The sequence below is a fragment of the Mycobacterium fragae genome, from assembly GCF_002102185.1.
GTDB lineage: Bacteria > Actinomycetota > Actinomycetes > Mycobacteriales > Mycobacteriaceae > Mycobacterium > Mycobacterium fragae.
The window spans coordinates 126,209-151,010 of the sequence record NZ_LQOW01000031.1; the positions used below are offsets into that span (position 1 = coordinate 126,209).

The window sequence follows — 24,802 nt, forward strand, 5'->3', positions numbered from 1 at the left end:
GGTGATACCCGATGGCCCGGTGTTGACACCGGCCGGGCGACAATGGAAGGGCGATGGACTTCTATAACGCTTACAGCCAGGGCTTTGCCCGGGTCGCCGCCTGTACCCATCACACGACGATCGGCGACCCGGTGGCCAACGCGGCATCGGTGCTGCGGCTGGCCCGTGAATGCCACGACGACGGCGTGGGGCTGGTCGTCTTCCCGGAACTCACGCTGTCCGGCTACTCCATTGAAGACATCCTGCTCCAGGACACCCTGCTCGACGCCGTCGAGGACGCGGTGCTCGACATCGTCGCGGCTTCCACTGACCTGCTGCCCGTGCTGGTGGTCGGCGCACCACTGCGCTACCGGCACCGCATCTACAACACCGCGGTGGTGATCCACCGAGGCGTCGTGCTCGGTGTGGCGCCCAAGTCGTACCTGCCCACCTATCGGGAGTTCTACGAGCGCCGCCAAATCGCACCGGGAGACGACGAGCGCGGAGTTATCCGCATCGGCGACGTGCAGGCTCCGTTCGGGCCCGACCTGTTGTTCGCCGCATCCGATCTGCCCGATTTCGTCCTGCACGTCGAGATCTGTGAGGACATGTTCGTGCCGGTTCCGCCCAGCGCCGAAGCGGCGCTGGCGGGTGCGACGGTGCTGGCGAACCTGTCCGGTAGCCCGATCACGATCGGCCGGGCCGAGGACCGCTGCCTGTTGGCCCGCTCGGCGTCGTCGCGGTGCCTGGCCGCCTATGTCTACGCTGCTGCGGGCCAGGGCGAGTCGACGACCGACCTTGCGTGGGACGGCCAGACGATGATCTGGGAGAACGGCGTGCTGCTCGCCTCGTCCGAGCGCTTCCCCAAAGGGGAGCGACGTTCCACCGCCGACGTCGACACCGAGCTGCTGCGCTCGGAACGGCTTCGGATGGGGACGTTCGACGACAACCGTCGCCACCACCGGAGTTTGGCCGAGGCGTTCCGGCGCATCGAGTTCACACTGGACCCGCCAGCCGGCGACATCGGGCTGCTGCGCGACGTCGAGCGGTTCCCCTTCGTGCCGGCCGACCCCGACCGCTTGGAGCAGGACTGCTACGAGGCCTACAACATTCAGGTCGCCGGCCTGGAGCAACGGCTGCGGGCGCTGGACTACCCGAAGATCGTCATCGGCATTTCCGGCGGGCTGGACTCGACGCACGCGCTGATCGTCGCCGCACGCGCGATGGACCGGGAAGAACGGCCCCGCAACGACATTCTGGCGTTCACCCTGCCCGGATTCGCGACAGGTGATCGCACCAAACGCAATGCGGTCGAGCTCTGCCGCGCCCTCGGTGTCACGTTTTCCGAAATCGACATCACCGAGACCGCGAAACTGATGCTCAAAGAGATCGACCATCCGTTCTCCCGCGGCGAGAAGGTCTATGACGTCACCTTCGAGAACGTCCAGGCCGGTCTGCGCACCGACTACCTCTTCCGGCTGGCCAACCAGCGCGGGGGAATCGTGCTCGGCACCGGCGACCTGTCCGAGCAGGCGCTGGGCTGGTCGACATACGGTGTCGGCGACCAGATGTCGCACTACAACGTCAACGGCGGGGTGCCCAAGACGCTGATCCAGCACCTAATCCGGTGGGTGATTTCTTCGGGCCAATTCGACGAGCAGGTGTGCGATGTTCTGCAGTCGGTGCTCGACACCGAGATCACTCCTGAACTCGTCCCCAGTGGTGAGGAAGAGGAACTGCAGAGCAGCGAGGCAAAGGTCGGACCGTTTGCACTGCAGGATTTCTCACTGTTCCAGGTGTTGCGCTTCGGGTTCCGTCCATCGAAGGTCGCGTTTTTGGCCTGGCACGCCTGGAGTGCTCCCGAGCGCGGAATCTGGCCGCCCGGATTTCCCGAGGACAAGCGGCCGTCTTACTCGCTCAAGGAGATTCGGCACTGGCTGCAGGTCTTCGTGCAGCGGTTCTACTCGTTCAGTCAATTCAAACGCTCGGCGATGCCCAACGGGCCCAAGGTGTCACACGGGGGGTCGTTGTCGCCGCGCGGAGACTGGCGCGCCCCCTCGGACATGTCGGCCAAGACCTGGGTCGAGGAGATCGAGCGCGAAGTTCCCGAGGAGTGAGTCGCCGGCCAACGTCGACTTGTTGTGCGAGATCGTTGGTGTATGGCCCAATAACTCGACGCTGGCGGTTAAGGGGGCTCAAAGCCGCCCCTCGACCCGCAGCGCGGGATGCACCCAGTTGGGCGACCGGCGTTCGCGGAATGCGACGAACCCCTCGACGGCCTCGGCACCCTCGATGCTGGCCTCCATGCCGATGCGGTCATAGAGGCCGAGATAGTTGTCCAGGCTGGACTTGACCACCCGTCGGGCACCGGGTGCGGTGCGGCAACACTGTGCCAGTACGTCGGTGGCGGCAACCATCAGCTCGTCGTGCGGCACCATCCGGGCGACCATGCCCCACTCGACGGCCTCCGCTGCCGTCAGCGTCCGCCCGGTGAACATCAGATCGCGGGTGCGGATCGGGCCGACGATCCGCGCCAGCATTTGGCTGTAGTACGTGTCGGCGATTCCTCGGAACAGCTCGGGGACCCGGAAGGTCGCGCGCTCGCTCACCACTGCGACGTCGCTGCACATCGCGATCTGTAGCCCGCCGCCCTGGCACAGGCCATTGACCGCGGAAACCACCGGCTTGGCCGACTTGCGCAGGGTGTCGAACGGTGTCACGTCCATCGACAGTGCCGACCCGAAATGCATCCAGTTGTCCGCTCCGCCGTCTGGCGGCGACCCGTCCCCCTCGCCGCTCCGCGGCTGGGGGTGCCCCCAGCGCCCGGCTTCGCCGCGCTGGCGATCGCCGCGGCCGCCACCGAGATCACCGCCGGGAGCGAACACGTCGCCTGTGCCGGTGATCAGCAGCCCCGCCAAATCCGCGTCGGCATTGACCCGGGATATCGCGTAGCGGATACCGAAGTACATCGCCGGCGTCATGGCGTTACGCGCTTCCGGGCGATCCAGCGTCAGGATCGCGAACGGCCCGTCGCGCCGAAACGTCAGGTAGGGCGTCCCCAGCCAATCACCCTCGGGCGGGCGTGGGCTGTCACTATCCGGCATTGCGGCTCTCCTTTGCGATGTTGGGTGCTGATATTCCATCAGCCCGGCAGCACCGCTTCATCGATCGCCTCGGCATACGGCGCGCAGTCACCGGCGCCGGGCACCAGCGTCGCCAGCGCACCGGCGGCACAGGCCCGCCGCAACGCGCTGTCGCGGCCACCCGCCCAGCTTGCGGAAAGCACACCGGCGAATACGTCGCCGGCGCCGACAGTGTCGACCGCCTCCACGCCCGGTGGGGCAACGGTGAACTCCTCGCCGCCGCCGATATAGGTGGCGCCGCCGGCGCCGCGGGTGACCACCCGATGCGGGACCGGCCAAACCCACTGGGCGGCTTCGGCTTCGTTGACGACAACCACATCGGTCAGCTCGGCCAACTCCGCCAGCTCGTCCGCGTCGCCACCGGATGGCGAGGCGTTGACGATGACGGTTGCCCCCGCCGAATGGGCCTCCCGGGCGGCTGCTGTCGCCGTCGCGACCGGAATCTCCAACTGCACCAACAACACATCGCAGTCGGCGACCAGCGCGCGCAACCGGGGTGAGTTCAGCGTCAGCTGAGCATTGGCGCCCGGCGCGACCACGATGATGTTCTCACCGGCGGAGTCGACCACGACGACCGCGCCGCCGCTGGGACCGCCGACCGTGATCAGCCCCTCGGTGCCCACTCGATTCGCGGTCAGGTGTTCCCGCAACTGCGCCGCCGCCGGGTCGTCGCCCGTGGCGCCGACCAACTGCACTTGTGCACCAGCACGCGCCGCCGCCACCGCCTGATTGGCGCCTTTGCCGCCGGGTGTCGACCGGGCCGAGGACGCCAGCACCGTCTCACCCGGGCGCGGCAGGGTATCGACATCAAACCCCATATCCATGTTCAGACTGCCCACCACGCAGACTCGCGTCATTGTGCCGACGCTATGGAGTCGTGTCTGCTTTCACAGCGGAATGCGCCGCCGCGCCGCTTTTTCCGCAAACGCTGTTTCGAATGCGCGCCAAACGTTAGTCTGCTCATCGGTGCAGCAAACTGAACCGATCCCAGCACAGGAGCCCGCTCCGGCCGCAAAAGGCCGACGCCGGCCGCGGCTACTTCCTCGAGTAAGCATCCAGTCCAAGCTCCTGGTGATGCTGCTGCTGTCGAGCATCTTGTCGGTCGGGGTGATCGCCGTCATCGAATATGGCTCGGGCCGCAGCGCGCTGCGTACTGCGGTCTCACAGCGCTTGACCGAGTTGCGCGAGTCGCAGACGAGGGCGGTGGCCGCGCTCTTTGCCGACCTGACGAATTCGCTGATCGTCTACAGCCGCGACCCGACCACAGTCGATGCCGTGCAGGCGTTCACTGCCGGCTTCAATGAATTGGCCAACGCGACAATCAGCCCCGAGCAGCAGCAGTCGATCGACAACTACTACGAGAACAAACTCATCAAGCCGGAAGACCGGGTGACTGGCGACAAACTTGATGTCAATCTACTGCTGCCCAGCTCGAACGCGCAGAAATATCTTCAGGCCAACTACACCGCGCCGTTTGCATCCGACCGGAATTCCGGGAAGTCCAGAAAGGTGGACGATGCGGGCGACGGGAGTGCCTGGTCGGCTGCCAACGCCCGGTTCAACGGCTACTTCCGCGAAATCGTCACGCGTTTCCAGTACGGAGACGCCTTGCTCCTCGATACCCAGGGCAACGTCGTCTACTGCGCGAACAAAGACGCCGACCTGGGCACCAATATCCTGACCGGCCCGTATCGGGAGTCCAATCTGCGCGGCGCATACCAAAAGGCGCTGGCCGCAAACGATCTCGACTTCGTTTGGATCACCGACTTCCAGTCGTATCAGGCGCAACTCGGTACACCGACCGCGTGGTTGGTGTCGCCGATCGGCACCCAGGACAAGATCGTGGGCGTGCTGGCCCTGCCGCTGCCGATCGCCAAGGTCAACGCGATCATGACCGCCAACCGGAACTGGGTGGCCGCCGGCATGGGCACGACGACCGAGACGTATCTGGCCGGCCCGGACGGGTTGATGCGTTCAGATTCACGGCTCTTTTTGGAGGACCCCAAGGCATACCAGCGCGAGGCGGTGGCGGACGGTACCCCAACCGATGTCGTCAACAAAGCGATCCAGTTCGGCACGACGGTGCTGGTGCAGCCCGTCGACACCGCAGGTCTTCGCGCCGCCCAGCGAGGACAGCGCGGTGTCGTCGCCGACACGGACTACACGGGTAACAGGGAATTGGAGGCTTACGCCCCGTTGACCGTGCCGAATTCCGACCTGCACTGGTCGATCTTGGCAACCCGGGACAACTCCGAGGCTTTGTCGGCGATAGCGACGTTCACCCGAACCCTTGTGTTGGCGACCACCGCAATCATTTTCGTCATCTGTCTGGCAGCGATGCTGGCGGCCCAGCTGTTCGTGCGCCCGATCCGGCGGCTGGAGGCCGGCACGCGGAAGATCAGTAGCGGTGACTACGAAGTCACCATCCCCGCCACCTCGCACGACGAAATCGGAGATCTGACCGCGGCTTTCAATGAGATGAGCCGAAGCCTGCAGATCAAAGAGGAGCTGCTCAACGAGCAGCGCAGGGAAAACGACCGCCTGTTGCTGTCGTTGATGCCGGAGCCGGTCGTGCAGCGCTATCGCGAGGGCGAACAGACCATCGTGGAGGAGCATCAGGACGTCACCGTCATCTTCGCCGACATCGTCGGATTCGATGAGGTCTCCAACGAACTCTCGGGCGAAGAATTCGTGCGGGGTGTGGACGCGTTGCTTCGCGAGTTCGATTCGGCGGCCGAATCCCTTGGTGTGGAACGGGTTCGCACATTCCACAATGGATACCTGGCCAGCTGCGGAGTGAATACTCCGCGACTGGACAATGTGCACCGGACCGTCGAGTTCGCCATCGAAATGCAGCGCATCATCGACCGGTTCAACAGCCAGAGCAACTACGACTTGAGCCTTCGGGTGGGCATCACCACCGGGAAGGTTGTCAGCGGGCTGGTGGGCCGATCCAGCGTCGTTTACGACATGTGGGGCGCCGCGGTGAGCGTGGCTTACCAGATGAACAGCGGCTCACCGCAGCCCGGGATTTACGTGACCGCGCAGGTCTACGAAGTAATGCGGGACATGCGCCAGTTCACCCCGGCCGGCACGATATCGGTCGGCGGATCAGAGCAGCCCATCTGGCGATTGTCGGAGCGCCAATGAACGATCTTGACTCGTCGTGGTTTTACTGGGCCGTCGGCGTCGCGATCGGATTTCCGGTCGGACTGATTGTTCTCACCGAATGGCATGAGGCGCTTGCCCGCAGGAACAGCCATCTTGCCAGGCCGGTCCACTTGGCGCGCAACTATGTCCTGCCGTTGGGTGCGCTTCTGCTGCTGCTCGTCAAGGCGACTCGGCTCGAGTCCGACGACACGTCCGTGCAGGTCCTCGAAACGGCGTTCGGCTTCTTGGTGCTCGTGCTGGTGCTATCCGGTTTCAACGCCTCGGTGTTTCACGGTGCGCCCCAAGGCTCGTGGCGCGACCGCATACCGGGCATCTTCGTCGACGTCGGGCGTTTTGTCCTGATCGGCGTGGGCCTGGCGCTGATTCTGTCCTATGTCTGGGGCGTCCGTATCGGAGGTTTGTTCACCGCACTGGGTGTGACGTCGGTCGTCATCGGGTTGATGCTGCAGAACTCGGTCGGGCAGATCGTGTCCGGCTTGTTCATGTTGTTCGAACAGCCATTCCGGATCGGTGACTGGCTGGAGACTCCGACTGCCCGGGGACGAATCGTCGAGGCGAACTGGCGAGCCGTCCATATTCAAACGGGCAAGGGACTGCAGATCACGCCGAACTCGGTGCTGGCCGGCACCTCGTTCACCAACCTCAGCCGTCCGCCGCGGGCACACAAACTGGCGATAACGACCACGTTTTCGTCCGTCGACCCGCCCGACCAAGTGTGTGCCACGCTGACCCGCCTCGCTCGTGCGCTGCCGCAGGCCAAGCCCGACGTCGCACCCACGTCGGTGGCGCTCGGCAACGGCCAGTACCGCACGACGATCGGGCTGAGGTCGCCCGCCGACGACGGCGGCGCGGAAGCGACCTTCCTGCGCTGGATTTGGTACGCGTCGCGCCGCGATCGGCTACACCTCGACGGCGCGGACGACGATTTCTCCACACCGGCGCGCGTCGACAAGGCGATGCGAACGGTGGTGGCGCCGGCATTGCGGCTGAATCACACCGATCACCAATCTCTTGTTCCGCACGCGAGAATGATTCGATACGGCGCCGACGAAGTCGTGCAGTACGCCGGCGAAGTACCCACAGGGATGACGTTTTTGATCACCGGCAGTGTCCGCCTGACCACAACCGGTGAGGACGGTTCAGTCGTCGCACTCGACGCGCTGGACGAAGGTTCATATCTCGGATTGACCGCATTGACCCGTCAACCGAATGTCACCGGGGCATACGCTTTGGAGGAAGTGACCGCGCTGGAGATCGACCGCGAGCACATCGAGGATCTGGTGATGCGGAAACCGCTGCTGCTCCAGGAGTTCGGCCGCATTCTCGAAGAGCGCCGACAACGACCATCTCGATCCGGGCAGCGTGAGCGTGTCGACAGCCCAGCATGAGGACCGGCCGTTGCCGGTAGCAGGCCACTACTTCGCCGCACACGCTGACTCGCAGGACGAGCTGGCGCGGCTGCGGCTGTTGGAGGCCGAGTGCGATCCGCACACCCGCCGCTACCTTGACGCCATCGGCGTCGGCGCGGGATGGCGGTGCCTGGAAGTCGGCGCCGGTGCCGGCGCGATGGTGCGCTGGCTGGCTGAGCGCGTCGGTCCGACCGGGCAAGTCGTGGCGGTCGACATCGATCCGAGATACCTCGGCGAGCTGTGTCAGCCCAATGTGCCCAATGTCGAGGTGCGCCAGTGCGACATCACCCTCGACGACGTCGAGCCCGAGTCCTACGACCTGGTCCACTGCCGGTTCGTCCTCATGCACCTGGACGATCCCGCTGATGCGCTTCAGCGGATGACCAGGGCGCTGCGTCCGGGCGGCTGGCTGCTTGCCGCGGACCCCGACAACGACGTCGCTGGGTCGGTTGATCCCGAGCATCCGCTGTCCGAGCTGTTCGACTCGTGCTATCGCAAACGCGTCGAGTTCGCTTCGGCGGCAAAGCTCGCCGATTTTCGGTTCGGCAAGGTTCTCTTGCGCTACATGGAGGCGCTTGGACTGGTGCAGATGGGCAATGAAGGTATCGCCCGCGTCGTCCACGGCGGCGACCCGTTCTCACAGATGTGGATCAAAACCTGGCAGCGCATCGATGACGCCGTCATCGAGCACGGTGTGCTCACCGAGGCGGAGGTGCTCGCCATGCGGCGGGCTTATGAGGATCCCACCTTCACCTACCGGACCCAGCTCACTCAATCCGTATGGGGGCGCAAACCGCTGGTGAACTGAGCATCGGTCAACGCTGTTTGTGCTTGAGCTGATGCTCGTCCAGCGCCAGCTTCACCGCGCTATCCGCATAGCGGTCCTCGAGGTCAGCGAGGAGCCCTTTGTCAGTCAGATCGAGCGGGCGAGAATTTTCCCAGTCATGCTTTGCCACCTTGTGCAAGCGGTCCGTGACCTCGTCGTCGCGCACCTCGATGGCGAGCTCACGCCGGCTGTCAAAGCTACCCGGGGCCAGATTGATCGACCCCACGATGCCCCGGACGCCGTCGGCCAGAATCATTTTGGCGTGCAGCTTGAGATGCTTGAGCTTGTGGATTTTGATTCCGACGTCATCCATGATGCGTAGGCCGCCGACGCCTTCAATCAGCTTGTCCTTCTTGAGGGTATGCGGCGGGCGGGCCATCACATGAACCTTGACGCCTCGGCGGGCGGCCCGCACCAGACGCTCAATGATGATGGGATCCTGATAGCGTTCGTTCTGGACGAACAGGAAATGCCTGGCATCATCGATGAATTCAGCGAGTCGGTCCCGTCCGTTGGTGGGACACCAGATCAGATGCGAGTGGATACCCGGATCAAAGCTCTGCCGGTTCCAGTCGGCCTCGAAGCAGTCGGTGATCTCCTTCACCTCGAAGTCGCGTGAGGTCACCACCGCGTAGTCCCGCGTCTCGGTGAAGTTCTCCGTTGCCCAATTCAGCGACTTGACGAAGGCGTGCGCGTCGTCGACCACCATGGACTTCTCGTGGGTGAGGTCGAAAGCCGGGTTGCTGTCTTTGACCTCGACCCCGCCTTCGATCAGCCTGGCCCGCGCCTCCTCGTTGTCCTCTTCACCGCTGCGCCGGGCGGGGTTCAGCATCACCTGAACCTTCACTCCGCGCTTCTGCGCTGCGATAACGGCTTTGAGCAGCTCCGGATCGGAGAAGACGAACATCTTGATGCGCAGCGACTTCTTGGCCTCGCTAATGGCATCGAGTACCGGGCGTGCGGAGTCGTCGGGGAGAACGATTATCGAACGGGACATTTGACCTCCACCCCAATGCGTGAGAGTACGACCTACGCCGAGGTTTCTTCGTACTGGATGCGATGCAGTCCAGCGTAGACTCCGTCGAGCGCCAGCAACTGCTCGTGGGTGCCGTTTTCCGCGACCACGCCGTCCTTCAGCACGATGATGTTGTCGGCGTCGCGGATCGTGCTCAGGCGATGTGCGATGGTGATAACCGTCCGGCCCTTCATCAGCCGTTCCAGCGCCTCCACCACGAGCTGTTCGGATTCGGTGTCGAGCGCGGCGGTCGGCTCGTCGAGAATCAGGATCGGGTTGTCACGAATGATGGCGCGGGCAATGCCGATACGTTGGCGTTGGCCGCCGGAGAGCGTGAGACCGCGCTCGCCCACCTGACTGTCGTAGCCATGAGCCATGCGGCTGATGAACTCGTGTGCGTTGGCGAGCTTCGCGGCCTGCACAATCTCGTCCTCGGTGGCGCGGGGGTGGCCGTACGCGATGTTTTCGCGCACCGTTCCGCGGAAGAGCACCGTGTCCTGCAGCACGAAGCCGATGTGCTGGCGGAGTTCGTGCAGCTTGTAGTCGCGGATATCCACCCCGTCGATCTTGATGCTGCCGGCGTTGGGGTCATAGAACCGGGGGATGAGGCTTACGACGGTGGACTTGCCACTTCCGGTGGGGCCGACGACTCCGACCAGTTGCCCCGGCTGCACGGTGAAACTGACGTCGCGCAGCACCGGCTCGGCGGCGTTGTAACCGAATGACACATGCTCGAAGTCGATTTCGCCGCGCAAGGTCTGCGGCTCTATCGCGTCTGGACGCTCCGGGATGATGGCATCAGCGTCAAGGATCGCCCGGACCCGCTCCACCCCCACCGATGTCTGGGCGATGGTGTTGGTCATGGTGGCGAGGTCCTGCACGGGTTTGAAGAACATGGCCAGATACGACAGAAACACCGTGAGGGTGCCCACCTCCATGGCACCCGCCATGACCAGAGACGTGCCACGCCAGAGCACCAGGCCGGTGCACGCCGCGACCACAATGTTGACGATCGGCGAGAGCAACGCCTTTATCTTCCGGGCCTTCAGCCCTGCCTCGACGGTCTGTATGCCGACCCGGCTCAGTTCCTCCTCCTGCAGGTCCTCTCGCTCGAATGCCTGCACCACTCGGACCGATTCCAGACCCTGCTGCACCGTGCTTACGATGTCGGCCTGACGCAGTCGCACCTCGTGCGTCGCCTTCTTCACCGCTTTCCTTACCCGCGAGACGAAAAAGAGCAGGAACGGCGTCACCGCAACGGCGATCAGCGCGAAATCCCACCTGATCGCGAACATCACGCCCAATATGCCGACAATTTGGAGGATGTCGATGATGATGTCGGTTACCGAGCCGGAGGCGAAGTCCTGGATGGTGTCGACGTCGTCGTTGATGGTGCTGACGATCGCGCCCACCTGGTGATTGTCAAAATAGCTGAGTGAAAGCCGCTGCAGGTGATGGTATGTCCGCGTGCGCAGGTCGTAAGCGACCCACTGGCCCACAACCTCGGTGTAGTAATTACCGACATACGATGAAATGGCGCTCAGCACAGCGATTATCACGAAAAAGATCGCTGCCAGCTCCGCGATGTGCACCTTGCCTGAGCCGCCCAGCGCGGGTAGCAGGCCCGCCATCCATTGCGGCAGCGGATGTTTCGTGACGACGACGTTGTCGAGGATGATTTTGAGCGGCCAAGGGCCGGCCAGGTTCATCGCCGTCTGCACCAGCATGGCAGCCAGGATGATGGCGATAACCCAGCGGTAAGGCCGGAGCAGTTCACCGATCAGGCGTGTCATAGCAACTCTTCTTCCATGAGGCGGACGGGACCGCGACCCAGATTGCGGTCAGCTTTGGCAAGACCCGCACCGCCGATTCAGGCCGGTAGGCCTTTCTTGATTGCAGCGTCCTGGTGCTGGCCGAACTCAGTGACCAGGTCGGGCGTCGCCGGATCCTTTGGCGAACCGGCGAATTCGACTGTCGCGGCCGCCTTGCCTTCCGTGAACAGCAGCACGCTGACGGCTTTTGATCCGTCCGGTGACGATCCTGAGACGATTGTCCCTCCGATGCCCACCGGCGCTGGCTGCGCCTTCGAGTTGACGACCTTGTTGCCCAGTCCCGCCTGGGTTTGTTTGAGCGACGCCGTCGCCGCCGCCGGGTCGGAGAGGACCAGAATGGTGTCGGTGATCTGCCGAGTCTGATCCCGGTGGGTGTAGACGTCCTGGACTCCGGTCTGCCCATTCGGGTTCGAGGTCGGGGGAGCGGCGGAGTAGGCGGTGGTGTCCCAGACGTCGTTGGGGTTAGCCAGCAGGTTGCTGTAGTTGGTCGACTGCGGTGCTTTGCTGCTGCACGCATCAACGGTCGCGCCGATCGCCCACACCGTTGCCGCGGCGAGGGCAGCGATGCCGATCGACCGAACATTCGTTGCCATGCGCTCAGCACGCATAGCATCTCCACCCGAGCCACCCGTCGCGCCAGACCCAGCCCGCACCGCAGCCGTGGGTGCCCGTCGTGCCGTGGCAATCGAGTGGTTGCACGGCTGGCGTCGAGGGCCGCGGATACACGGTGGTGTCGTGCGTCGTTTGCGCGGCATGCGCAGTTTGGGCGTTCAGCACCGTTCCTGCGACGAACGCAGCACCGGCAACGACGTTTGCGATTCTGCGCACCAGATTCTCCTCAGTCATCACGCGATGGAATTGGGGTTACGGTACGCCCGCGCGTTCGATTGCTCGGCCAGAATTAGCCGAGTTCGCCGAATGCTGCCAAGTTATCGGAAGATTTCGCCAATATGTCGGAGGAAACTTTTGGGGCGGCGCTATGCCGCCATTCGTGGCTTTACCCTTACTGCACTGCGCAGCGAAATCAGCCGACGCGGAGGTTTCCATGCACGCGCTCAAGGTCCTTGCATCGGGCGTCGTCGTGTCAATGGTTTTCGTTGCGCTGTCCGTGGCGGGATCCGCCGGGGCCGAGCCACCGGCGACCCAGGTGATCACGGCGGTGCCGGTGGGTCCGAACGGGGAGGCGATCAACGGCTACCGGGAAGCGCCTGCCCAAAGCAACATCACCGACGTGGCCGACTGCACGACTCCGTCCCCTTCGGCGGTCGCCGACGACATCTACTACTGCTCACCCAGCGCAGCCGATGCCGACGTGTGCTGGCCGTCGACCCCGGGATCCCTGTTGTGCCTGGATGATCCCTGGAACATGGAGCTGCATCGGGTGAGCTACGCCGACCCGCTGCCGCACGTTCAGCCCCTCGCCGCACCGCAACCGTTTGCGCTGCTTCTCGATAACGGCACCCGCTGCCGCTTGCGCAACGGCGGGGCCTGGGGCGGACGCGACGACGGCTATGTGGGGGCGTACGGCTGCGGCGCGGCCGGGGAGAACCTCGCCGTTCTCGCCATGCCGAGCCAAGGGGCCGCGTCGGCGATCGACCGCTCGTTGCCGTTGTGGACAGTCAAGGTCGGGCAGCTCGGCAATCCAGGCGAACACTTTCCGCCGCCCCAAACGCAGACAGTGACCACCGCATGGTTCGCCGGCGACTTCCAGCCGGTCTGAGTGCATCCGGATTTCTGGAACGGACGTCCTAAAACTCGACTCTGTACTTAAGCTGCACGAACAGGAGGCGACCACATGAGCGGCATGTCGCGGCGGGAGTTCGGGCGGCTTGCCGCCGGCGTTGGCCTGTTGGGACTGGGCGGCGCGGCGGCGGCCTGCGGCCCGTCCGCGCCACCGGAGCAAACCGAGACCGCAACGCCGGTGCCGGACGCCCGCACCCAGCCGATCAGGCTGACCCAGGCGGATCTGGACCGGATCATCGGCAATCAGGCCAACACCCTGCTGCAAAGGCTGCAAGCCAAGATGCCCGGGGTCGACTACGGGGTCGCGGTGGCGTTCGCATATCCCAACCACCAATTCAATCCCTATTACATGTACGGCACGGTGGCCCCGCAGACCCCGCCCACGCCCAGAACGCTTTTCGCCATCGGGTCGATAACCAAGACCTTCACCACCGCCATGTTCGCCAACGGGGTGGTCACCAACCCCAGCTGCTTCAACTGGGACGCCGGCCTGCAGCAATACCTTTCCGGATACCTCGGCGGCAGCGGCAATCTCAGCCAGACGCTGCAGCAGATCACCCCGCGAATGCTCGCCCAGCACACCTCCGGTCTGCCCGTCGCCTCCACCGGTCCGCAAGACGGCGTCGGGCTCTTCGAGACCAACCCGTCGGCCCCGCCGCCCGATCTGCTGAATTTCTGGCGAACCCACAACGGTCCAGCGCCGGGCAGCTGCTGGCGCTACTCGGACATGGCTTTCATCACGCTGGGGTTCGCCACGGTCTCGGCGTACGGTTGTGCGGTCGGGGGAAATCCCCCGCCGGGGCAGGCCTATTCGGCTCTGCTGCAGAGCACGATCACGGGACCGCTGAACATGCCCGACACCGTGACGATCGTGCCGAACGGAGCGCCGCTGGCGCAGGCGTATCCCAACGGCGGTCCGCAGGTGTCATCGGCGGGCGCGTCGGACATCAAGTCGTCGGCGACCGACATGCACACCTGGATGCTGGCGCACCTGGGCGCCGCCGACCAGTCGTCACCGCTGATGACGGCGCTGGCCTCGACGACCCAGACCACCCCGTTGTCGCTCAACCAGTGCGGCGAATCCCGGCCCGGGCCGGCGAACATGGGGCTGGCCTGGCAGCTTCGACCGGGCTCGCCCCCGATCATCTGGAAAGACGGCCAGACCGCTTTGGGTGGCTGCTCGTGTTGGGTCGGCATGACGATGGCCAGCCCCACCCAAGAGCCGCTGGGCATCGCCATTCTGCTCAACGGCTACTGGGCCAAAGGCCAGCCGAACATCATTGCCGACACCTACGGGTTTGCGATGCTCGAACAGATCTCGAACGCGATCTAGGGCCTCCTGACCGGGCCTTCGTCTGGGGCCGCGGCGAGGCCGATACCCTGGATTGATGACTGTGCATGCCCCGTCGGCGCCGGACTTGCGCCAACAGGTGCACGACGGCGCGAGCCGGGCCCGGGTCGCCGCCCGCGTGCTTGCTTCGCTGCCGACGGTGGCCAAGGACCACGCGCTCTACGTCGCCGCGGACGCGATCGTCTCTCACGCCGACCGGATCCTGGCGGCCAACGCCGAAGACATCAACGCGGCAAGGGATGCCGACACGCCAAGCGCGATGCTCGACAGGTTGGCGCTGGACCCCAAGCGCGTCGACGGAATCGCCGCCGGCCTGCGGCAGGTAGCAGGACTACCCGACCCGGTCGGAGAGGTGCTGCGCGGCTACACCCTACCCAACGGGCTGGCACTGCGGCAGCAGCGGGTTCCGCTGGGCGTGGTCGGAATGGTCTACGAAGGCCGGCCCAACGTCACCGTCGATGCTTTCGGCCTTGCGCTCAAATCCGGCAACGCCGCCCTGCTGCGCGGCAGCTCGTCGGCGGCGAAGTCCAACGAGGCGCTGGTCGAGGTGTTACGGGCCGCGCTGGTCAGCGAGGACCTGCCCGCCGACGCCGTCCAGCTGCTTTCGGCCGCCGACAGGTCCACGGTCACGCACCTGATTCAGGCCCGCGGGCTGGTCGACGTCGTGATTCCGCGCGGGGGAGCGGGCCTGATCGACGCGGTGGTGCGCGATGCGCAAGTGCCCACCATCGAGACCGGTGTCGGCAACTGTCACGTCTACGTGCACGAGGCCGCCGACCTCGACGTGGCCGAACAGATCCTGCTCAACTCCAAGACCCGTCGGCCCAGCGTGTGCAACGCCGCAGAGACCCTGCTGGTGGACGCCGCGATCGCCGGAGCTGCCATGCCACGGCTGGTCGGCGCTTTGCAAGACGCCGGGGTGACGGTGCATCTCGACGCTGACGAGGCCGAGCTGCGCCGCGAATACCTTTCGATGGACATCGCGGTGGCCGTGGTCGACGGCGTCGACGAGGCGATCGCCCATATCAACGAATACGGCACCGGGCACACCGAAGCCATCGTGACCACCAATATGGCTGCGGCGCAACGGTTTACCGACGGAGTCGATTCGGCCGCGGTGATGGTCAACGCGTCGACGGCGTTCACCGACGGTGAGCAGTTCGGTTTCGGCGCGGAGATCGGCATCTCCACCCAGAAGCTGCACGCCCGCGGCCCGATGGGACTGCCGGAGCTGACCTCAACCAAGTGGATCGTCTGGGGAGACGGTCACACCCGTCCCGCCTGACGATTAGGAGAGTCCCATGGTGAGCGTGCCCGCGCGGCCCATCCCGTTATTCGCCGACATCGAGGATGTCGGCCGGCGGCTGGCCGAAACCGGCTACCTTCCCGACACCGCCACGGCGACGGCGGTGTTCCTCGCCGACCGGCTCGGCAAGCCGCTGTTGGTCGAGGGCCCGGCCGGGGTCGGCAAGACCGAACTGGCCCGCGCTGTTGCGGAGGCCACCGGGTCAGGGTTGGTCCGCCTGCAGTGCTATGAGGGGGTCGACGAGGCCCGCGCGCTCTACGAGTGGAACCACGCCAAGCAGATCCTGCGCATCCAGGCCGGGTCCGGTGACTGGGATCAGACCAAGTCCGACGTGTTCAGCGAGGAATTCCTGCTGTCGCGACCGCTTTTGACCGCGATCCGGCGCACCGAGCCCACGGTGTTGCTGGTGGACGAGACCGACAAGGCCGACATCGAAATCGAGGGCCTGCTGCTGGAGGTGTTGTCCGACTTCGCGGTGACCGTCCCCGAATTGGGCACCATCACCGCCGAGCGGGCGCCGTTCGTGGTATTGACCTCCAATGCCACCCGCGAACTGTCCGAGGCGCTCAAGCGTCGCTGCCTGTTTTTGCATATCGATTTCCCGAGCCCCGAGCTGGAGCGCCGGATTCTCTTGTCCCGGGTGCCCGAGCTGCCCGGGCACCTTGCCGACGAATTGGTGCGCATCATCGGGGTGCTGCGCGGTATGCAGCTGAAGAAGCTGCCGTCGGTGGCCGAGACCATCGACTGGGGTCGCACGCTGCTGGCACTGGGCCTGGACACCATCGACGACGCGACGATCGCCGCCACGCTGGGCGTTGTGCTCAAGCACCAGTCCGACGCCACCAAGGCCGCGGGGGAGCTCAGGCTCAACTGATGGCCGTCCGCCGCGTTCGCCCCAGCCAGACGCTGGCCCCGCACGGTCTGCCGGGTCACCTGGTGGGGTTTGTGAAAGCACTTCGCGGGCAAGGCATTTCGGTTGGCCCGTCGGAAACGGTGGACGCTGGGCGGGTGATGGCCACGCTGGGTCTCGCCGACCGGGAGGTGCTGCGCGAAGGTCTGGCGTGTGCGGTATTGCGCCGACCCGAGCACCGCGAGACCTACGACGCGATGTTCGACCTGTGGTGGCCTGCCGCCCTGGGCGCGCGTGCGGTGGTGAGCGAGGAGGCCGACGCCGAGCCCGAATTGCAGTTGCCGCCCGAAGACATCGAGGCGATGCGGCAGATGCTGGTGGATCTGCTGAGCGCCAACCACGATCTCGCCGACATGGATGAGCGGCTGGTGGCGATGATCGCCCAAATCGTCGAAGCCTACGGCAAATACAACTCCAGCCGCGGCCCGTCGTACTCGTCGTATCAGGCGCTCAAGGCGATGGCGCTGGACGAGCTGGAGGGCAAGCTGCTGGCGGGGCTGCTCGCGCCCTACGGCGACGAGCCGACGCCCACCCAGGAACAGATCGCCAAAGCGCTTGCCGCGCAGAGGATCACTCAATTGCGCAAGATGGTCGACGCCGAGACAAAGCGGCGCACCGCCGAACAGCTCGGCCGCGAGCACGTCCAGATGTACGGCATCCCGCAGCTGTCGGAGAACGTCGAATTCCTGCGTGCCTCCGGTGAACAGCTGCGCGCGATGCGCAGGGTGGTGCAGCCGCTGGCTCGCACACTGGCCACCCGGCTGGCCGCTCGTCGGCGCCGCGCCCGCGCGGGCGCGATCGACCTGCGCAAGACGCTGCGCAAGTCGATGTCCACCGGCGGCGTGCCGATCGACCTGGTTTTGCGCAAGCCGCGCCCGGCGCGCCCAGAGCTGGTGGTGCTGTGCGACGTGTCCGGGTCGGTCGCGGGGTTCAGCCACTTCACTCTGCTGCTGGTGCACGCGCTGCGCCAACAGTTCTCGCGTGTACGCGTCTTCGCCTTCATCGACACCACCGACGAGGTGACCCATCTGTTCGGGCCCGACGCCGACCTGGCGATGGCCATCCAGCAGATTACCCGGGAGGCCGGCGTCTACACCCGCGACGGGCATTCCGACTACGGCAATGCGTTCGTCTCGTTCATCCAGGCGCATCCCAACGTGCTGTCACCGCGCAGTTCGTTGCTGGTGCTCGGCGACGGCCGCACCAACTACCGCGACCCGGCCACCGATGTGCTGGCGCACATGGTGACGGCCAGCCGGCATGCGCATTGGCTCAACCCCGAGCCGCGGCACCTGTGGGGCAGCGGCGACTCGGCGGTGCCGCGCTACCAGGAGGTGATCACCATGCACGAATGCCGGTCGGCCAAGCAGCTCGCCGCGGTGATCGACCGCCTGCTACCGGTCTGACCCTGGCGAGCTACCGCGAGTGTGAATCTGGCAACGCGACACGCCGGGCAGACCGTCGCGATATTCACACTCGGCGCTTGGCGGGCAATCGGGCCGACGGGCCCGCTCCAGTAAGCTGGCAAATCGTGCGAAAGCGGCGACTGGGCGTGATGGGTGGGACGTTCGACCCCATCCACAATGGCCACCTGGTCGCGGCCAGCGAAGTGGCCGACCTGTTCGACCTCGACGAGGTGGTCTTCGTGCCCAGCGGGCAGCCGTGGCAAAAGGACCGCCAGGTCAGCGCGGCGGAAGACCGCTACCTGATGACGGTGATCGCCACCGCCGCGAATCCCCGTTTCTCGGTCAGCCGGGTCGACGTCGACCGCGGCGGCCCCACCTACACCAAGGACACCCTGCGCGACCTGCACGCTGAGAACCCCGACTCCGAGCTGTACTTCATCACCGGCGCCGACGCGCTCGCCTCCATCCTGTCCTGGCAGGACTGGGAAGAGATGTTCGCGATGGCCCGGTTCGTCGGCGTCAGCCGCCCCGGCTACGAGCTGGGCGACGAACACCTCGGCGACGTTCTCGAGAAGTTGCCTCACGACGCACTGACCCTGGTCGAGATCCCCGCGCTGGCGATCTCGTCGACGGACTGCCGTCGGCGCGCCGCCGAAGGCCGCCCGCTGTGGTATCTGATGCCCGATGGCGTCGTGCAATACATTTCCAAGCGCGAGCTCTACCGCAAACCCCGGGACGAGGCATGACGGCCAGCCCGGAGGCCATCGAGATGGCCACCGTCGCCGCGGGCGCGGCCGCGTCCAAACTCGCTGACGACGTCGTCGTCATCGACGTTTCCGGCCAGCTGGTCATCACCGACTGCTTCGTCATCGCTTCGGCGTCCAACGAGCGCCAGGTCAACGCGATTGTCGACGAGGTCGAGGAGAAGATGCGCCGGGCCGGCTACAAGCCGGCGCGGCGCGAGGGCGCCCGTGAAGGCCGTTGGACGTTGCTGGATTACGTCGACATCGTCGTGCACATTCAGCATCAAGACGAACGCAATTTCTACGCATTGGATCGACTCTGGCGTGATTGCCCGGTGGTCGCCCTCGATCTGGAGGGCACGTCGTGACGACGCGGCGGCTGGTGATGCTGCGACACGGGCAGACCGAATTCAATGCCGACAGCCGCATGCAGGGTCAGCTGGACACCCACCTGAGCGATCTGGGCCGGGCCCAGGCGCTGGCGGCTGCCGAGGTGCTCGCCAAACGGCAGCCACTGCTGATCGTCACATCCGATCTGCGGCGCGCCTACGACACCGCTGTCGTGCTGGGGGAGCGCACCGGCTTGCAAGTGCGGGTCGACAACCGGTTGCGTGAAACGCATCTCGGCGACTGGCAGGGCATGACCCACGCACAGATCGACGCCGCCGCACCCGGGGCTCGGCTGGCCTGGCGCGAGGACGCCGCCTGGGCACCGCACAACGGGGAGAGTCGGGTCGACGTGGCGGCCCGCAGCATGCCCTTGATCGCCGAATTGGTTGCCACCGAACCGGAATGGGGAACCGACCAGCGTCCGGTGGTGCTTGTTGCCCACGGCGGGCTGATCGCCGCCCTGACCGCCGCGCTGCTGCAGCTGCCGGTGGACAACTGGCCGGCGCTCGGCGGCATGGGCAATGCCAGCTGGACGCAGCTGTCCGGCCACGGGTCCAACGACGCCGATTTCGAAAGCATCCGGTGGCGTCTCGACGTGTGGAACGCCTCGGCACAGGTCGAGGGCGATGTTCTCTGAACCCGGGCGAGTGCTGCTGATCTTCGCCGACTCGCTGGCCTACTACGGGCCGACCGGTGGCCTGCCCTCCGATGACCCGCGCATCTGGCCCAACCTCGTTGGCGCGCAACTCGGATGGGACGTCGAGCTGATCGGCCGCATCGGCTGGACATGCCGGGACGTCTGGTGGGCAGCAACGCAGGACCCGCGGGCCTGGGCGGCGCTGCCCCGGGCGGGCGCGGTGATCTTCGCCACCGGCGGCATGGACTCGCTGCCGTCGGTCTTGCCGACCGCGCTGCGCGAGCTCATCCGCTACGTGCGGCCGCCGTGGCTGCGGCGCTGGGTGCGCGACGGCTACGGCTGGCTGCAGCCGCGGCTGTCTCCGATCGCCAGGTCCGCGCTGCCGCCGCAGCTCAGCGCCGAATACCTCGAACTGACGCGTGGCGCCATTGATTTCAATCGGCCCGGCATCCCGATCGTGGCGTCGTTGCCCTCGGTCCACATCGCTGAGACCTACGGCAAAGCGCATCACGGCCGGGCGGGCACCGTCTCGGCGATCACGGAATGGGCGCAGCAGCACGACATTCCACTGGTCGACCTGAAAGCTGCTGTCGCCGAACACATCATGAGCGGTCGAGGCAACCCCGACGGCATCCACTGGAACTTCGAGGCCCATCAGGCGGTAGCAGAGTTGATGCTCAAGGCGCTGGCCGAGGCCGGCGTGCCGAACGAGAAGCCGCGCGGCTGAAGCCATGCCGGTCGTGGTGATCACCGATTCGTCGGCGCGTCTTCCCGACGAGCTGCGCCAGAAGTGGGCGATACGCCAAGTCCCGCTGCATGTGCTGATCGACGACACCGATCTGCGCGACGGCGTGGACGACGTTCCCGACGACATCCACGACTACGGCCAGGCCACCACCGCGGCGGCGACACCGGCCGAACTGGGCGAGGCGTATCGCCGCGCGCTGGCCGACAGCGGCGGCGACGGGGTAGTGGCCGTGCACCTTTCGGCGGCGCTGTCGGGCACCATCGGTGCCGCCGAGGCGACCGCGGCCGACATCGGTCCGGCCGTGCGCGTCGTCGACTCCAGGTCGACAGCGATGAATACCGGTTTCGTTGCGCTGGCCGCTGCCCGGGCAGCCGCCAGCCGCGCCGACCTGGACGCCGTCGCCAACGCCGCAACTGACGCGGTGAGCCGTAACCACGGCTTCATCGTGGTCCACCGGCTGGACAACCTGCGGCGCAGCGGGCGGATCGGCGGCGCCGGCGCCTGGCTGGGCACCAAGCTGTCGCTCAAGCCGCTACTGCGCATCGAGGACGGCAAACTCGTTCTGGCGCAACGGGTACGCACTGCGAGCAAGGCCGTCGCGGCGATGATCGACAAAGTCTGTGAGGTCGTCGGAGAACAGCAGGCCGCGATCGCGGTACAGCACGTCGCCAACCCCGACGGCGCGGCCGACGTGGCCGCCGCGCTTGCCGAGCGGTTGCCCGCGTGCGAACCGGCGATCGTCACCGACCTGGGCCCGGTGCTGGCGTTACACGTCGGCGCCGGCGCGCTGGCGGTCTGCGTGGAGCTGCCCGGCTAGCGGCGTTATCGCTGAGCCGGGACGGCCAGGGGCGCGGTGTCCTCGCTTACCGGCTCGCGCCGCCGCACAGCGTTGTCCCCGCGTGGGTGAACGACCTTGGGCCACCAGAACCAACGCCCCAGCAAGACAGCGATCGACGGCATGAACAGCGTGCGCACCACCAGCGTGTCCATCAAAAGACCGACACAGACCGTCGAGCCGAACTGACCGAGCACCCGCAAATCGCTGCCGAGCATAGCCGCCATGGTGAAGGCGAAGACCAGACCCGCGGCCGTCACCACCCCACCACTGCCGGCCATCGCCCGGATGTAGCCAGTCTTCAATCCGGCGTGAATCTCCTCCTTGAATCGGGAGACCAGCAGCAGGTTGTAGTCGGAACCCACCGCCAACAGGATGATGACCGACAGCGCCGCCACCACCCAGTGGATGTGGTGACCCAAGAGGTCTTGCCAGATGAGCACCGAAAGGCCGAAGGCGGCTGCGATCGAGCTGGCCGCGGTGCCCACGATCACCAGGGCGGCGACCAGGCTGCGGGTCAGCAGCAGCATGATCATGAAGATCAGGGTGAGCGCCGAGAGCACCGCGATCATCAAGTCGTATTTCTCACCGTCGTGCATGTCCTTGTAGGTCGCGGCGGTCCCGCCGAGATAAACCTTGGCCTCGGACAGCGAGGACTGCTTCAGGCCCTCCTGCGCGGCCGTTCGCTCGGTGTCGACCCGCGAGATTCCTTCCGGCGTAGCGGGATCGCCCTGATGGGTGATGAAAAATCGGGCCGACTTGCCGTCCGGCGACAAGAACATTCTCAGGCCCGTCTTGAAGTCGGGGTTGTCGAACGCCTCCGGTGGCAGGTAGAAGAAGTCGTCGTTTTTGGAGTTGTCAAAGCTTTGCCCCATGACGATAGCGGTGTCGCTCATCGCCTCCATCTGGTTGATCATCGCCTGGAAGGTGCTGTGCAGTGTGAGCGTGAGCGCTCGTGTGGTCTTCAGTGTCTCGATCTGTGGCGGTAGCAGCTCGAGCAGTTGGGGCTGGAGTGCGTCGACGGAGTCAAAGTCCTTCGCGAGCTGGTGAAACCTCTCGTCGAGCTGGTCGACACCGTCCAATGAGTCCCATATCGACCTCAGCGAGAAACAAATCGGAATATCGAAGCAGTGCTTTTCCCAGTAGAAGTAGCTGCGAATCGGGCGCCACATGTCTTCGAAATCGGCGAAGTGGTCCCGTAATTCGTCGGTGATCTTGGTCAGCTCGTGCGTGTCGATGTCGGTGCGGTGGGTGGCATCGACAAGCTGACGCTGAACGTCGTATTGCTGCTGCAAGACGTTGATCGTGGTGCCTAGATTCTCTGCGATCTTGAGGATGTCGGCCATCCGTTCCTTCAGAAAGTCCATGTTCTGCATGGTCGTCTGGGCTTGCATGCTGTTCTGGAACGGAATCGAACTGTGCTGGATCGGAATTCCCAAGGGCCGGGTGATGTCCTGGATCATGGCGATGCCCACCACGCGGACGACATTCTTGGCTACCCGGTCCAGCACCAGCATGTCGGCCGGATTGCGCATGTCGTGGTCGGCCTCGACCATCAACAGGTCGGGGTTCATCCTGGCCTGCGTGAAATGCCGGTCCGCGGCGGCGTATCCGATGTTGACCGGCGCGTGGTCGGGCAGGTAGTAGCGGTCGTTGTAGCCGGGTTTGAATCCCGGCAGGGCGATCATCCCGATCAGCACGACCACGGCACTGGCGGCCAGAATCGGTGCCGGCCAGCGCACGACGGCCGTGCCCACCCTTCGCCACAACCGGTGAGTGGCACCGCGCCTGGCCTCCAAGAGGCCGAACCGACTGGCGACGGTGAGCACGGCCGGTCCCAGGGTGAGCCCGGCCGCAACGACCACGAGCATCCCGATGGCGACCGGAATACCCATGGTGTGGAACCACGGCAACCTGGCAAAGAAAAGGCAGAACGTCGCCCCGGCGATGGTCAGACCAGAACCCAGCACAACCGGCGCCACTGACCGAAACGTCGTGTAGTAGGCCGCTATTCGGTCCTCGCCGGCGGTCAGCGCCTCTTGGTAACGGCCGATCAGGAAGATGCCGTAATCGGTTCCGGCGGCGATCGCCAGCATGGTGAGGATGTTCGCGGCGAAGGTGGTGAGCCCGAAGACGTTGTGATAACCGAGCACCGCGATGATCCCCCGCGAGGAGGACAGCGCGATCCCGGTCATGAAGAGCTGCACCAGCGTGGTGACGATCGAGCGGTAGACCAAAAACAGCATGATCGCGATCGCGCCGAGGGTGAACAGTGTGATCTTCGCCAGGCTGGCATTCCCGATCACGTGCATGTCGTCGGACAGTGCCGCGGGACCGGTCACATAGGCCTTCACCCCGGGCGGTGCGGGAGTACGGTCCAGCACGTCGCGGACGGCTTCGACGGATTCGTTGGCCAGCGTCTGCCCTTGGTTACCGGCAATGTTCAGCATGACGTAGGCGCCCTTGGCGTCCGCGCTTTGCACACCGGCCGCCGTCAACCGATCGCTCCAGAAGTCCTGGATGTGCTGAATATGCTTGGGGTCTTGGCGCAGCTGACGAATGATGTCGTTGTAATAGCGGTGCGCGGCGTCACCGAGTTTCTGCTGGCCCTCCAGCACGATCATGATCGTGCTGTTGGAGTTGAACTCCCTGAAGTTGTGCCCGAGGCGCATCATCGCCTGCATCGACGGCGCGTCCACCGGGGCCATCGGCGCCGAATGTTGCTCGCTGACCACTTCCAACCGCGGCACGACGACGTTCACCAACACGGTGATGAAGACCCAGACCAGGATGATCGGAACCGCGAAGATCCGGATGGCGTGCGGGATGTAGGGGCGGTGGGTGCGCTCGGGGCCGACGTTACTCATGCCGACTTCACCAGGCAGTAGGTCTGGGCGTTCACGCCGTCGACGTGTTTCTCCTCGCGGACCACCCCGTCGACGGTAATGCGGCAGCCGATCTGGTTACCGTCGCCCTGCGCCATGATGTTGGCGCTGACCGAGGGCAGCGTGGTGCTGATCGTGTACGACCACGGCAGCGGTGCCGCGTTGACTTGATGCGTGTTGGCTTCGGCGTCCCAGTAGTTGATGCTTGCCGTGGTGCCGGCCGGGCCGAACACCTCGTAGGTCACCACCTTCGGGTTGAACTGCACGATCTCGATCCCGGCGCCCGCGTTGGCGTTGAGGTCCTCAGAGCCGAAGATGCGGTGAAGCCGCATCACCCCGAACGCCGAGACAGTGAGCACCACCAACAAGACCAAAGGTATCCACGCGCGTCTGGCCAGCCTGGTAACCGGAATCGTTCTCACCCGATCTCCTCCTGCGGCCGAAACCTTCGCACGGCTAAGAATCGTAGACCG

Annotated in this window: 22 protein-coding genes; 14 read left to right on the forward strand and 8 right to left on the reverse strand. The window is 65.3% G+C overall.

The window, feature by feature from the left end:
* The first annotated feature begins 53 nt into the window (after positions 1–53).
* Entirely contained in the window at positions 54–2,096 is a 2,043-nt protein-coding gene (locus AWC06_RS19020) for an NAD(+) synthase (protein ID WP_085199556.1), read from the forward strand.
* A 78-nt stretch (positions 2,097–2,174) separates the two neighbouring features.
* Here AWC06_RS19020 and AWC06_RS19025 read toward each other — a convergent pair whose 3' ends face one another.
* Positions 2,175–3,083, reverse strand: coding sequence for an enoyl-CoA hydratase/isomerase family protein (locus AWC06_RS19025; RefSeq protein WP_085199557.1), 909 nt, complete (start codon positions 3,081–3,083; stop codon positions 2,175–2,177).
* Positions 3,084–3,121: 38 nt separating this feature from the next.
* Positions 3,122–3,979, reverse strand: a complete 858-nt coding sequence (locus AWC06_RS19030) for a ribokinase (protein ID WP_085199558.1) — start codon at positions 3,977–3,979, stop codon at positions 3,122–3,124.
* Between the two features lie 217 nt (positions 3,980–4,196).
* On the opposite strand from AWC06_RS19030, the gene AWC06_RS19035 reads away from it, so the two are divergent.
* From AWC06_RS19035 to AWC06_RS19045, 3 genes are read left to right on the forward strand one after another with little or no spacing between them, the layout of a single operon-like run.
* The gene (locus tag AWC06_RS19035) at positions 4,197–6,272 is read left to right on the forward strand and encodes an adenylate/guanylate cyclase domain-containing protein (RefSeq protein WP_227370931.1); all 2,076 of its coding nucleotides are present in this window, start codon (positions 4,197–4,199) and stop codon (positions 6,270–6,272) included.
* The gene (locus tag AWC06_RS19040) at positions 6,269–7,681 is read left to right on the forward strand and encodes a mechanosensitive ion channel domain-containing protein (protein ID WP_085199560.1); all 1,413 of its coding nucleotides are present in this window, start codon (positions 6,269–6,271) and stop codon (positions 7,679–7,681) included. The genes AWC06_RS19035 and AWC06_RS19040 overlap by 4 nt, the downstream gene beginning before the upstream one ends.
* Positions 7,662–8,510, forward strand: a complete 849-nt coding sequence (locus tag AWC06_RS19045; RefSeq protein WP_169715378.1) for a class I SAM-dependent methyltransferase — start codon at positions 7,662–7,664, stop codon at positions 8,508–8,510. Before AWC06_RS19040 ends, AWC06_RS19045 begins: the two co-directional genes overlap by 20 nt.
* A gap of 7 nt (positions 8,511–8,517) precedes the next feature.
* Here AWC06_RS19045 and AWC06_RS19050 read toward each other — a convergent pair whose 3' ends face one another.
* From AWC06_RS19050 to AWC06_RS23440, 4 genes are all read right to left on the reverse strand, one after another.
* The gene (locus AWC06_RS19050) at positions 8,518–9,525 is read right to left on the reverse strand and encodes a phospholipase D-like domain-containing protein (RefSeq protein ID WP_085199562.1); all 1,008 of its coding nucleotides are present in this window, start codon (positions 9,523–9,525) and stop codon (positions 8,518–8,520) included.
* 32 nt (positions 9,526–9,557) lie between these two features.
* On the reverse strand, positions 9,558–11,336 hold the full coding sequence (locus AWC06_RS19055; RefSeq protein ID WP_085199563.1) for an ABC transporter ATP-binding protein: 1,779 nt from the start codon (positions 11,334–11,336) through the stop codon (positions 9,558–9,560).
* Positions 11,337–11,413: 77 nt separating this feature from the next.
* Entirely contained in the window at positions 11,414–11,968 is a 555-nt protein-coding gene (locus tag AWC06_RS19060; protein ID WP_085200049.1) for a hypothetical protein, read from the reverse strand.
* 4 nt (positions 11,969–11,972) lie between these two features.
* On the reverse strand, positions 11,973–12,221 hold the full coding sequence (locus tag AWC06_RS23440; protein WP_139820128.1) for a hypothetical protein: 249 nt from the start codon (positions 12,219–12,221) through the stop codon (positions 11,973–11,975).
* Between the two features lie 199 nt (positions 12,222–12,420).
* On the opposite strand from AWC06_RS23440, the gene AWC06_RS19070 reads away from it, so the two are divergent.
* The 10 genes from AWC06_RS19070 (at position 12,421) to AWC06_RS19115 (ending at position 21,426) form a co-directional block, all read left to right on the forward strand.
* Positions 12,421–13,095 (forward strand): hypothetical protein, encoded by a 675-nt coding sequence (locus AWC06_RS19070; RefSeq protein WP_085200051.1) that lies wholly within the window; start codon positions 12,421–12,423, stop codon positions 13,093–13,095.
* 75 nt (positions 13,096–13,170) lie between these two features.
* Entirely contained in the window at positions 13,171–14,451 is a 1,281-nt protein-coding gene (locus AWC06_RS19075) for a serine hydrolase domain-containing protein (RefSeq protein ID WP_085199564.1), read from the forward strand.
* Positions 14,452–14,506: 55 nt separating this feature from the next.
* Positions 14,507–15,754 carry a glutamate-5-semialdehyde dehydrogenase gene (locus AWC06_RS19080; RefSeq protein ID WP_085199565.1) on the forward strand — a complete coding sequence of 416 codons (1,248 nt, stop codon included), beginning with the start codon at positions 14,507–14,509 and terminating at the stop codon, positions 15,752–15,754.
* A 19-nt stretch (positions 15,755–15,773) separates the two neighbouring features.
* The gene (locus AWC06_RS19085) at positions 15,774–16,649 is read left to right on the forward strand and encodes an AAA family ATPase (RefSeq protein WP_085200052.1); all 876 of its coding nucleotides are present in this window, start codon (positions 15,774–15,776) and stop codon (positions 16,647–16,649) included.
* Positions 16,649–18,091: a vWA domain-containing protein gene (locus AWC06_RS19090; protein ID WP_085199566.1), complete on the forward strand. Its 1,443-nt coding sequence runs from the start codon at positions 16,649–16,651 to the stop codon at positions 18,089–18,091. Before AWC06_RS19085 ends, AWC06_RS19090 begins: the two co-directional genes overlap by 1 nt.
* Positions 18,092–18,231: 140 nt before the next feature.
* Positions 18,232–18,837, forward strand: coding sequence for a nicotinate-nucleotide adenylyltransferase (nadD, locus tag AWC06_RS19095; protein ID WP_264033094.1), 606 nt, complete (start codon positions 18,232–18,234; stop codon positions 18,835–18,837).
* The gene (gene rsfS, locus AWC06_RS19100) at positions 18,834–19,202 is read left to right on the forward strand and encodes a ribosome silencing factor (RefSeq protein ID WP_085199568.1); all 369 of its coding nucleotides are present in this window, start codon (positions 18,834–18,836) and stop codon (positions 19,200–19,202) included. The genes nadD and rsfS overlap by 4 nt, the downstream gene beginning before the upstream one ends.
* Positions 19,199–19,861, forward strand: a complete 663-nt coding sequence (gpgP, locus tag AWC06_RS19105; protein ID WP_085199569.1) for a glucosyl-3-phosphoglycerate phosphatase — start codon at positions 19,199–19,201, stop codon at positions 19,859–19,861. Before rsfS ends, gpgP begins: the two co-directional genes overlap by 4 nt.
* Entirely contained in the window at positions 19,851–20,588 is a 738-nt protein-coding gene (gene octT / locus AWC06_RS19110; protein WP_085199570.1) for a diglucosylglycerate octanoyltransferase, read from the forward strand. Before gpgP ends, octT begins: the two co-directional genes overlap by 11 nt.
* 4 nt (positions 20,589–20,592) lie before the next feature.
* The gene (locus AWC06_RS19115) at positions 20,593–21,426 is read left to right on the forward strand and encodes a DegV family protein (RefSeq protein ID WP_085199571.1); all 834 of its coding nucleotides are present in this window, start codon (positions 20,593–20,595) and stop codon (positions 21,424–21,426) included.
* Between the two features lie 5 nt (positions 21,427–21,431).
* On the opposite strand, the gene AWC06_RS19120 is transcribed toward AWC06_RS19115, so the two are convergent.
* Both AWC06_RS19120 and AWC06_RS19125 read right to left on the reverse strand, forming a co-directional pair.
* Positions 21,432–24,311: an MMPL/RND family transporter gene (locus AWC06_RS19120; protein ID WP_085199572.1), complete on the reverse strand. Its 2,880-nt coding sequence runs from the start codon at positions 24,309–24,311 to the stop codon at positions 21,432–21,434.
* A complete protein-coding gene (locus AWC06_RS19125) occupies positions 24,308–24,751 on the reverse strand; it encodes an MmpS family transport accessory protein (protein WP_085199573.1) in 444 nt (147 codons plus the stop codon). Before AWC06_RS19125 ends, AWC06_RS19120 begins: the two co-directional genes overlap by 4 nt.
* Positions 24,752–24,802 lie beyond the last annotated feature (51 nt).